This window comes from Streptacidiphilus neutrinimicus (genome assembly GCF_000787815.1).
Taxonomy (GTDB): Bacteria; Actinomycetota; Actinomycetes; order Streptomycetales; family Streptomycetaceae; genus Streptacidiphilus; species Streptacidiphilus neutrinimicus.
Genome location: NZ_BBPO01000002.1, coordinates 301,705 through 310,180 on the forward strand (window position 1 = coordinate 301,705; position 8,476 = coordinate 310,180).

Consider the following 8,476-nt stretch of genomic DNA (forward strand, 5'->3'; position numbering starts at 1 on the left):
GCCGGAGGGGGCGCTGCCTCGGCCTGCGCCGCCTCCGCGCGCGCCTGCTGCCGCTCGGCCACCCGGCCGGACACGGCGGTCGCGGTGCCGGCGACGACGGCCGTCCGGCCCACGGTGCGGATCAGACCCGGCCGGGAGGCCCGGGCGAGAGGACGTCCGATCATGGTTCCTCCTCGGTTCGCCGCTGCTGCGCCGCGCTCAAGGCGACCGCGCGCCTACGCGGCTGAGTTCAGCACTTCGGCCACGATGGGGGCGGGCACGCGCTCACGGGCCACGAGTTGACCCCCGGCGCGCCGGATGGCGCTGGTGATCCCGGCGGCCCAGGTGTTCTCCCACACCAGCAGGGCGGCGGAACTGTCCGGGTCGAGCGCGTCCGCGATGATAGCCAGGTCCTCCTGGCTGAGCAGACCGTCGATCTCGCCGTCGAGGTCGTCGAAGATCGACGCCTCGTCCGGCTCCAGGGCGGAGAGCTCCAGGTACTGGACGGCTCCCTCGGAGTCCTTCTTGATGAAGCTCAGATCGACGACCCGGACGATGCCGTCGGCCACCAGCTTCCTGAGCTCCGGCATGATCTCGCCGCTGAACCGGTTGCCCGGGAAGGCGATGACCACGTACTCGACCGATCCCACGTCCATCCCGGCCTCCACAACGGTCGTCTCCCGCCCCGGAATCCAACGTACCGCCGCTCTCCTGCCGCCGCCTGCGGGGCCGCGCCGCGTCCGCGGCGTCCGCGCTCGTCGGCCGCGACTGGCTACGCTGTGGAGTCACAACGTTTCCCTGCGTAGCAAGAGCCTTCAGGAGTACCAGTGCAGATCGCCTGTGTCGGCGGCGGCCCGGCGGGGCTTTACTTCTCGATCCTGACGAAGCGGCGGCGTCCGCAGGACGAGGTCACCGTCCACGAGCGGTTGCCCGCGGACGCGGACGTCGGCTGGGGGGTGACCTTCTGGGCCGACTTCCTCGAGGACCTGCGGGCGTGCGACCCGGAGTCGGCCGGAGCCATCGCCGACCACTCGGTCCGCTGGAGCGGCGGCGTCTGCCACGTCGCGGGCGAGGTGGTCACGCGCGGCGGCGACGAGGGCTACAGCATCGCCCGCCGCACCCTGCTGGACATCCTCGGCGCGCGAGCCCGGGCGCTCGGCGTGCGCATGATCCACGACCAGGAGGTCAGCCGGTCCGCCCAACTGCCCGGAGCCGACGTCATCGTCGTCGCGGAGGGCGCCGGCAGCCGGTTGCGGCAGAGCCAGCAGCCCAAGTTCGGCACCCGGATCACCGAGGGCCGCAACCGCTTCCTGTGGCTGGGCACGGACCGCGTGTTCGAGAGCTTCACCTTCGCCTTCGTCCCGACCGACACCGGCGACTGGCTCTGGTGCTATGCGTATCCGTTCAGCGACGGGCTCAGCACGTTCATCGTGGAGTGCTCCGAGGCGGCCTGGAGGGCGCTGAAGCTCGACGCGCTCGACCGCGAGGAGACGCTGCGCCTGCTGGAGCGCTGCTTCGCCGAGCCGCTGCGCGGCCACGCGCTGCAGTGCCGGGCCGAGGAGGAGACCGGCACCGGCCTGTGGCGGACCTTCCGCACCATCACCAACGACTCCTGGCACGCCCGCAACATGGTCCTGCTCGGCGACGCCGCCCACACCACCCACTACTCGATCGGCGCGGGCACCAGGCTCGCCCTCCAGGACGCGTCCGCCCTCTCCTCCGCGCTGGCCGACCACGCCGACGGCCGCGCAGACGGCGGCGCCGACCTCGGGGCCGCCCTGGGCGCCTACGAGCTGCGGCGCAAGCAGGAGCTGCGGCGCGCGCAGGCCGCTGCCCACTACAGCGCCCGGTGGTTCGAGGACTTCGCCCGCTACGCCAGGCTGTCGCCGGAGCGCCTCTTCGCCGTGCTCGGCCAGCGGCACTCGCCGCTGCTGCCGCACCTCCCCCCGGCCCTGGGCTACCACGTCCACCACGGCCTGACGGCCTTCCCGGCGCTGCGCAATCTGCGCCGCTGGGCCGGGCACCGGCTGGCGACGACGCTCCACACCGGGTCGGCCCCCGCCTCCGCCGCCGTGCCCGCCTCGCGCGGCCCGGCGGTCACCCGCGAGGGCGTCGGCCCCAAGCGGTGATCATGCCGGGGGAGAGGTCGGCCAGCGCGGGCGAGGCGAGGTAGTCCAGCGCCCGGTCGAGCTCGCCCGGGTCCAGTGCGGTCTCCAGGGCGTCGCGCATGCTGCGCCAGGTGCTCACCCAGAAGGCGGTGACGGGCGCGTCGACGGTCAGCGGCGGCACGACGATCTCCGCGCCGACCTCGGTCAGTCCCAGCTGGCGCAGCAGGTGCGGGTAGCTCGTCACCCAGCCGACGTCCGTGCCGATCCGGTCGTGCAGCGCCTGCCACATGGCCGCCATGGTCCGCCGGTACACCGCCTGCGGCGAGGCCGACGTGGTCAGGTCGACGGCGTCGCTGACGACGAGCCAGCCCCCGGGCGCCACCCAGCGGGCCAGCCGGGCCAACATGTCGGCGTGACGGCGCAGGTGCATGAGCACGAAGCGGCAGTGGACCAGGTCGAACCCGCCCGGCGCGAGGTCCGGGTCGGCTTCGAGCGCCGGGTCGGTCAGGTCCGCGGCCATCGTTCGCAGCCGGCCACCCGGCGCGGCCCGGACGAAGCGTGGGTCGCGGTCCACGGCCAGCACCTCGTCGACCCCGGCCTCCCCGGCCAGCCAGCGGCTGACCGTCCCGGTCCCGGCGCCGACGTCGAGGCAGCGCCAGCCCGGACCGACGCCCAGGGCGGTCAACCTGGCCCGGGTAGCCGCGTCGTAGGCCAGGGCGCCGTAGTCGATGCGCTCGTCCTCCCCGGTCGCGTCGGGAGAGAAGAGGTCGGTTCCGTAGTGCCCGCTCGGGACGCCCGGGGCGTTGGGATCCACGGGGTCCACGGGTTGCCCGTCCATGTGCGCTCCCTTCCTGCATCGGCTCTTCCGTCGCCGTTCAGCGGCCTCCCCGGCCCGGGCGGACCCTGGTTGCGGCGGCCCTCGCAAAGGAGGAGCGTCGTAGGCAGAAAGGCTGAGAAAAGCACAGAGGCGGCGACGAAATGAGCACGACCCAGAGCAGACCGATGTTCGATGTCGAAATGTTGCGCCGCGGGATCGAGGGCCGCGACGCCTTGGCCTTGCGGGGCCTGTACGCCACGGACGCGCGCATGACCATCGTGGACCACCGGGACCAGCCGAGCCACCCGATGGAGATCGCCGGCGACGCCGCCATCGGGGAGTTCCTCGACGACGTGTGCAGCCGGGAGATGGAGCACCACCTGGGCCAGGTCGTCGTCTCCGCCGACGGCAGCCACGCGGCCTACCTGGAGGAGTGCCGCTACCCGGACGGCACGAGGGTGCTGTCCACCTCGATGCTGGATCTGCGCGACGGGCTCGTCACCACGCAGTCCGTCCTCCAGGCCTGGGACGAGGAACCCCAGCAGGCGGGCATGTCGGCTGGGGCCGCGGCCGCGATGGCGGAGCGCCTCAACTTCTCCGTCCCGGACGAGGTCCGCACCTTCCCGCACGGCCGCGTGGAGATCATCAACGCGGCCGGCGGCGCGGTGGGCCGCATGACGCTGGAGCCGGGCTGGCGCTGGTCCCAGGACGTCAAGCCCCTGGCCGGCACGGAGTGGTGCGAGGCGCCGCACTTCCAGTACCACCTGTCCGGGACGATCCGGATCCACATGGCCGACGGCACGGAGTTCGACGCGAAGGCGGGCGACATCACCGTGCTCCCCTCCGGCCACGACGCCTGGGTGATCGGCGACGAGCCGGTCGTGGCGATCGACTGGCAGGGGGCGACGCACTACGCGGAGGGGTCCTGAGGCCCAGAGTCCCCCCTGACCACGCGCTCCCAGTGTGTGGGCGCCCCGGCCGGGCACCGCCCGGCCGGGGCGCCCGTCTGCCTGCCGCCTTTACTGCCCGACAGTCACTGGTACTTGACACTGCCTAGTACCCGCGACAGTCTGAGTGCTGTGACCTCCAGCCATGACCCGCAACTGCTCAAAGGCGTCCTTTCGCTCCTGCTGCTGCACCTGCTGGCGGAGCAGGAGTCGTACGGGTACGAGGTGGTCCAGCGCCTGCAAGGGGCCGGCTTCGCCGACGTCCTGGAGGGCACCGTGTACCCCGCCCTGGCCCGGCTCGAACGGGAGGGGCGGCTGGCTTCCCGGCTGGTCGCCTCCTCCAGCGGTCCGGCGCGCAAGTACTACCGGTTGACCGGCGCCGGGCACGAGGCCCTGGCCGCCGGCGCCGCGGGCTGGGCCCGGCACGTCGCCGGAGTCGAGGCCGTCCTGTCCCGTCCCCTGTCCGCCGCACCGCAGAAGGGCTCCTGACATGCCGAACACCGTCTCCTGGTACGACCGGCTGCGCGTCGAGCGGGTCGTCTGGTCGCTCGACCAGCGCCTCTACGACCTGCCGAGCCGCACCCGGATCGCCCACCGGCGTGAGGTCCGCGCCAACCTGCTGACGGCTGCCGGGGAGGTCGGCGCCGGCGAGGCGCTGCGCCGCCTCGGCAGCGCCCGGGAGCTCGCCGCGCAGTACCGGGACGCCCAGTTCGGTGAGGGCCCGCGGCACTCCTGGTGGGCTGCCGCGCTCTTCGCGGTCACCACCCCGCTGGTCCTCAACTTCTTCCTGAGCGAGGCGGCCCACGCCTACGAGCAGGCCATCACCGCCCCGGGGGCGCACGCCGACGGAAGCTACACCTGGGGCGGCGTCACCTGGCTCCAGAGCCCGCTGACCTTCGTCCTGCACGAGGGTCAGGCCACCCACGTCGGCGGGGCGTACACGCCGCTCACCTATGTCCTCCTCGTCGGCGGCACGGTCGCCTGCGGGCGCCTCTGGCGCGCCCTTCCCCGCCACCGCACCCCCCGCCCGACCCCCTCCGCCACCGGCCTGCCGGGCTGAGCCGCGGAATATCCGCTGGGCCTGTCGCGGGTCGGCCGGTAGCGTGCGGGGACGATCTCTGGGGGTGGTCCGGTGCGGCCCGTGCTGCTGGTGGATGTGGACGGACCGCTGAATCCGTACGCGGCGAAGCCCCACAGGCGTCCTCAGGGCTACCGGACGCATCGGCTGACGACGCCGCGGTGGGAGGCGGCCGAGCGTCGTCGCCTGAGCGAATGGGGCCTCCCCCTCAAGGCGGTGAAGCCGCTGCGGGTCTGGCTCAACCCGGGGCACGGGCCGGCGCTGGCGGCGCTGCCCTTCGACCTGGTGTGGGCGACGACGTGGGAGGAGGAGGCCAACGCCTTCCTCGCGCCTCTCCTCGGATTGCCCACCCTCCCGTTCCTCAGCTGGCCCCAGCCGCGGCCCCAGCGTGAGGACGGGGTGTTCTGGAAGACCCCCGAGATCGTCGCCTGGGCGCGGGGCCGCCCGTTCGCCTGGGTCGACGACCAGATCACCGAGGCCGACCGCGGCTGGGTCCACGCCCACCACCAGGGCCGGGCGCTCCTTCACCGGATCGACCCGAAGGTCGGAATGACGGCAGCCGACTTCGCGCGCCTGCGGGACTGGGCGAGCCTGACCTAGAGACCGACCGCTGACGCGGGACCTTCGCCTCAGCGGGGCCTCCGCCTCAGCGGAGTTGGAGGCGGTGGGCGTGCAGGGCCGCGCCCAGGTCGGCGACGGCGGCCGGGTCGGAGAGCGAGCGGCCCGTCAACTCCTCGATCCGGCGGAGGCGGTAGCGCACGGTGTTGGGGTGGACGAAGAGGCGCTGCGCCGCCTCGGCGGCGACGCCGCCTGCGGCGAACCAGTGCTCCAGGGTCTCCATCAGCCGCCTGCGGTCCAACGGCGGAAGGTCGAGGACCGGGCCCAGGACGAGCCGGGCCAGGCGGGACGCCTCCGCGGGGGCCGCGACGACCACCATCGCGAGCGGGTTGTCGTCGAAGCGGACGACCCCCGAGCCCTCCGCGGGGAGCCCGGCCAGCGCCAGCCGGGCGAAGCGCAGCGCGGCGGGGGTGTCGCGCAGGGAGTCGAAAGCGGGGCTGACGCCCACCCGGGCGCGACGGGCCCGCAGGGCCCGGAAGCACACCGCGTCGGCGTCGGGCGCGGCGAGGGAGACGAGGCCGATCTGCTGGTCGGGCAGCAGACGCCAGGCCGACGGCACGCGGGCCTCGCGCAGCGCGGCCTCGATGCCCGGCAGCGGCTCCGCCCCCGGATCGGGCACGTGCGCGGCCGCGACCGCATACGGGCCCCGTTCGGGCAGGCCGAGCTGCCGGGCCGCCTCCCACAGCGTGGTGCTGCCCGCGATCGCGCCGGTGAGGAGCGCCTCCAGGAGCGCCGAGCGCCGCGACTCGCGCTGCAGCACCAGCTCCGCGCGCTGCTCTCCCGGTGGGAGGCGGCGACCGCCTCCGCGTACCGCCCGAACAGCGCCCAGATCTCCGACGAACCCGCCACCAGATCCGCGTCGCTGACCTCGGGGTGGCCGCCGGCCTCCTCGACCATCTGCGACCAGATGAACTCGAAGCCCACACGGTAGGCGTGCAGCGTCTCCGAGAGCGGCACGCCCTGCTGCGCGCGCAGCCGTCCGGTCCCGCGCGCGGGGTGGTCGTCCGGCGGCGTGCCGAAGGCGAAATGGCCCAGCAGCAGATCGGCGTTGCGTCGGCAGGACTCCTCCAGCGACGCGAAGGGGATGAGCGACTCGTCGCGGTAGGACTCGACCTCCGCACGGATCCGCGCCGCCATCCGCGCGCTCAGGTCGGGCAGGCGCGCGTGCAGCGCCGTGCCCACTCCGGTCAGGTCCATTCGCCGAGCTTACGCGGCGTTCGTTGTTCCTGGGAACAACCGCGTGGGGCGTGCGCTGTGCGCGGTGCCATGGACGCCCGGCACCGCCCGGTACCACGATGCGACCAACGCGGACGTGCGCGGCGCACTCGAGGAGGCATCATGTCCAATCTGGCGGAGTTCCTGGTGGAGACCGCCCGGCGGCAGCCCGAGCGGTCCGCGCTGCGGCTCGGTCCGGCCACCCTCGACTACGCCGGGTTGGACGAGCTGACCGCCCGCGCCGCCGCGCTGCTGCGCGCAGGGGGCGTCCGGCCCGGCGACCGGGTCGCCCTGATGCTGCCGAACGTGCCCGAGTTCGTCGTGCTGTACTACGGGATCCTGCGGGCCGGTGCCGTCGTGGTGCCGCTGAACCCGCTGCTGAAGACCCGGGAGACGGAGTACCACCTGCGCGACTCGGGCGCCGTGCGCCTCTTCGAGTGGCACGCGGCTCCCGGCGAGGGCACGCGGGGCGCTGCGGCCGCGGAGGTGCCGCACGTCTCCGTCGAGCCGGCCGCCTTCGCCGCGCTGCTGGCCGGCCACACGCCGGACGAGGAGGTCACCGCGACCGCCGGCGACGACGTGGCGGTACTGCTCTACACCTCCGGCACGACCGGCCGCCCCAAGGGCGCCGCGCTCACCCACGACGGACTGCGGCACAACACCGACACCGTCGTCTCGAACCTGGAGCGACTGACCCCCGACGACGTCGTGGTGGGGTGTCTGCCGCTGTTCCACATCTTCGGCCAGACCTGCGGCATGAACGCCACGCTGCGCGGCGGGGCCACGCTGGTCCTGGTGCCCCGGTTCGACGCGCGGACGGTCCTGGAGACCGTCGCCCGAGACCGCGCCACGATCTTCCAGGGCGTCCCGACCATGTACGCGGCCCTGCTCGACCAGCCGGACGTCGTCGAGCCGGACGTCGTCCAGCCGGACGGCGTCAAGGGCGGCGTCTCCACCCTGCGGATGTGCATCTCCGGCGGCGCCTCGCTGCCGGTGGAGGTGCTGCACGGATTCGAGCGGCGCTTCGGCTGCGTGATCCTCGAGGGCTTCGGCATGTCCGAGACCAGCCCGGTGGTGACGTTCAACCACCCAGACCGCCCGCGCAAGCCCGGCTCCATCGGCACCCCCGTCCGCGACGTCGAGGTGCGGCTGCTCGACGAGGAGGGCAAGCAGGTCGCCCAGGGGGAGGTGGGCGAACTCGCCGTTCGCGGACCGAACCTGATGAAGGGCTACTGGAACCGCCCCGAGGAGACCGCCGCCACCATCCCCGACGGCTGGCTGCGCACCGGCGACCTCGCCCGCGAGGACGAGGACGGCTACCTCTACATCGTCGACCGCAAGAAGGACCTGATCATCCGGGGCGGCTTCAACGTGTACCCCCGCGAGATCGAGGAGGTCCTCTACGAGCACCCCGCTGTCGCCCTGGTGGCCGTCGTCGGCACGCCCGACGCGCGCCTCGGCGAGGAGGTCGCCGCGGCCGTCGTGCTGCGCCCGGGCGTCGGCGTCACCCCGGAGGAGCTCGTCGCGTTCACCAAGGAGCGCGTGGCCGCCTACAAGTACCCGCGCCAGGTCTGGGTGATGGACGCCCTGCCGATGGGACCCAGCGGCAAGATCCTCAAGCGCGAGATCACCGCCCCGGCCTCCTGACCGCCTGCCGGGGGCCCGCCGACAGCGTTTCGCCCGCCGTCGGCGGGCCGGGACCGGCGGCAGGGGC

At 73.6% G+C, this 8,476-nt stretch carries 9 protein-coding genes and 1 pseudogene; 6 read left to right on the plus strand and 4 right to left on the minus strand.

Annotation, left to right across the window (positions count from 1 at the left end; genetic code table 11):
- Positions 1–215 precede the first annotated feature (215 nt).
- A complete protein-coding gene (locus tag TR48_RS02885) occupies positions 216–635 on the minus strand; it encodes a DUF6325 family protein (RefSeq protein ID WP_042364164.1) in 420 nt (139 codons plus the stop codon).
- Between the two features lie 171 nt (positions 636–806).
- Here TR48_RS02885 and TR48_RS02890 point away from each other — a divergent pair, with 171 nt between their 5' ends.
- Positions 807–2,108: an FAD-dependent monooxygenase gene (locus TR48_RS02890; protein WP_063770888.1), complete on the plus strand. Its 1,302-nt coding sequence runs from the start codon at positions 807–809 to the stop codon at positions 2,106–2,108.
- Here the strand turns inward: TR48_RS02890 and TR48_RS02895 are convergent.
- Positions 2,077–2,925: a class I SAM-dependent methyltransferase gene (locus TR48_RS02895; RefSeq protein ID WP_042364165.1), complete on the minus strand. Its 849-nt coding sequence runs from the start codon at positions 2,923–2,925 to the stop codon at positions 2,077–2,079. The genes TR48_RS02890 and TR48_RS02895 overlap by 32 nt on opposite strands.
- A 164-nt stretch (positions 2,926–3,089) precedes the next feature.
- Between TR48_RS02895 and TR48_RS46525 the strand changes: the two genes are divergently transcribed.
- The 4 genes from TR48_RS46525 to TR48_RS02915 all read left to right on the plus strand — a co-directional run bounded on the left by TR48_RS46525 (position 3,090) and on the right by TR48_RS02915 (position 5,529).
- The gene (locus TR48_RS46525; RefSeq protein ID WP_369405555.1) at positions 3,090–3,833 is read left to right on the plus strand and encodes a cupin domain-containing protein; all 744 of its coding nucleotides are present in this window, start codon (positions 3,090–3,092) and stop codon (positions 3,831–3,833) included.
- A 150-nt stretch (positions 3,834–3,983) separates the two neighbouring features.
- Positions 3,984–4,340, plus strand: coding sequence for a PadR family transcriptional regulator (locus TR48_RS02905; protein WP_152627752.1), 357 nt, complete (start codon positions 3,984–3,986; stop codon positions 4,338–4,340).
- Between the two features lies 1 nt (position 4,341).
- Positions 4,342–4,911, plus strand: coding sequence for a hypothetical protein (locus TR48_RS02910; protein ID WP_042364167.1), 570 nt, complete (start codon positions 4,342–4,344; stop codon positions 4,909–4,911).
- An 81-nt stretch (positions 4,912–4,992) separates the two neighbouring features.
- Positions 4,993–5,529 (plus strand): HAD domain-containing protein, encoded by a 537-nt coding sequence (locus TR48_RS02915; protein WP_084728725.1) that lies wholly within the window; start codon positions 4,993–4,995, stop codon positions 5,527–5,529.
- Between the two features lie 46 nt (positions 5,530–5,575).
- Here the strand turns inward: TR48_RS02915 and TR48_RS46530 are convergent, their stop codons facing one another.
- Positions 5,576–6,307, minus strand: coding sequence for a PucR family transcriptional regulator (locus TR48_RS46530; protein ID WP_236651981.1), 732 nt, complete (start codon positions 6,305–6,307; stop codon positions 5,576–5,578).
- 65 nt (positions 6,308–6,372) lie between these two features.
- Positions 6,373–6,744 (minus strand): annotated as a pseudogene (locus TR48_RS46960) (RsbRD N-terminal domain-containing protein); the annotation flags it as partial.
- Positions 6,745–6,885: 141 nt separating this feature from the next.
- Here TR48_RS46960 and TR48_RS02925 point away from each other — a divergent pair.
- Entirely contained in the window at positions 6,886–8,409 is a 1,524-nt protein-coding gene (locus TR48_RS02925) for a long-chain-fatty-acid--CoA ligase (RefSeq protein ID WP_042364169.1), read from the plus strand.
- The last annotated feature ends 67 nt before the right edge of the window (positions 8,410–8,476 follow it).

Coding starts and splice junctions, on each gene's coding strand:
- TR48_RS02910 (WP_042364167.1), top strand. CDS start 4,342: ATGCCGAACACCGTCTCCTGGTACGACCGGCTGCGCGTCGAGCGGGTC.
- TR48_RS02895 (WP_042364165.1), bottom strand. CDS start 2,925: ATGGACGGGCAACCCGTGGACCCCGTGGATCCCAACGCCCCGGGCGTC.
- TR48_RS02925 (WP_042364169.1), top strand. CDS start 6,886: ATGTCCAATCTGGCGGAGTTCCTGGTGGAGACCGCCCGGCGGCAGCCC.
- TR48_RS02885 (WP_042364164.1), bottom strand. CDS start 635: ATGGACGTGGGATCGGTCGAGTACGTGGTCATCGCCTTCCCGGGCAAC.
- TR48_RS46525 (WP_369405555.1), top strand. CDS start 3,090: ATGTTCGATGTCGAAATGTTGCGCCGCGGGATCGAGGGCCGCGACGCC.